The organism is Acidithiobacillus sp. TH-A36 (genome assembly GCF_057473445.1).
Window position 1 is genome coordinate 1 of the sequence record NZ_JBYCKP010000477.1, and the last position, 1503, is coordinate 1503.

Annotated in this window: 1 pseudogene; it reads right to left on the reverse strand. The window is 54.5% G+C overall.

Annotated features, from left to right (window positions below):
* Nucleotides 1-1291, reverse strand: a pseudogene (locus AC2VLY_RS12260) (hypothetical protein); the annotation flags it as partial.
* Between the last annotated feature and the right edge of the window lie 212 nt (nucleotides 1292-1503).

Sequence of the window (1503 nt, forward strand, 5' to 3'; positions counted from 1 at the left end):
GCCAGCTTTGTTGCAGATAAAAACTATCGTAACGTTCCGGACTGCCCGGTGCACTCAGCAAGGACCAGCGCAGAAACTGCAGCCCTCCATTTGCAGTGGGCTGATATAAGGCACTGTTGGTGAGCGGATGGGGCGGGATTTTTTCGTCATGCCAATACCCGGCCCGCCAGTCCCAGACTCCGGAATGCTTTTCCCAATCAAGACGCAAGCCCCAGCGCCAGGCATTGAGATCCGCCCGCTGTACCAGCCCCTGACCATTTTGTACGATGCCACGCCAATATGCTCCGCTTTCCTGCATCGCGTAAGGAGATAAATGCAAACTTCCGTAAATCCCCAAATGCTGACGCCACTCCAGCAATAACGCATTGTCAGTGAAGCGCTGATGATTATAGCCCTGGTATAGGGAAGCCTCCGGAGAAAATGGATTACTGGCGGGATTGCGGGCATAGGCGAGCCGCCCGTAGCGCTTTAAATCAAGCGTTTCACGGTAATTCAGTGGTCGGTAATTGCTGCTGCGATAATCGTCATGTACATAAAACAGGCGCAGAAGACCCGAGGCGTATGGCTGTTGCCATCCGATAGCGGCGTTGCTTCTTCCTTCGGGAGCCGCACCCCAGCCCCGCCATTGGCCTGCCCGGGTGAACGATCCTGAAAGAAAGAGCGTCGACCCGCCAGGCAGGGCGCCACTATCCCAACGCAGGAAACTCCGGGAAAAGCCTTTACTACCAACACTCTGACTGAACAACCACGCAGTCTGTGCTTGTGGCCATAAAATACGACTATCTACCACCCCGGCCAGACTACCAGGGCTCGGCAGGGAGGGCGGCACCGCACCCATAAATAACTGCAGGGACTGTATGTCCTCCTGGTCCACCAACCACTGACCCGGCCCGGAAAATCCAGCCACCAGTGGTAACCCGTCCAGCAGATCACCGGCACCATGCTGGGCAGTCTCACCGCGTACCCGCAAGCCCTTACTGGCACTTTGCACATTGGCAAGATTAAGGGCGTCTGCGGCGTTATAGCTAACTCCCGGCAAAAAACCCAGTGCTGCTTCGCTGTTGGCGCCTCCCGGACCCGCCAGCGCCGCGACCTGTTTTTGATCCAGGCGAAAAACCGTAGCACTTCTTGTCGACGATTGCCCGATCTGGACGGGCAGGACCGCCGCCTCTTCGCGACGGACCGTACCCAGATCTTCTGCTTCTGCCGTTTCGCTAAAAAACCCAATAGATAAAGGAAAAACTCCACCCAGTAACCATAAAAAATGAAAATCAGCCCAACGAATGACCATCCTATCGCTCCCTTTATATGCAACTTTGTTGCAATAATAGATCATTCTTCGCGAGACTCAACCCGCTTCTTCACGCAGACCAAGCGCTGGTCATACCAATAAAGGGCTTGCAGACACCAGTATTTTCCAATCCATAAATGAGTCTGGGAAGTGGTTGTAGAGAATGCCCTGTCAACCGGTTTTCGGGGGCCGTCCATGGATCGTTTTGAATA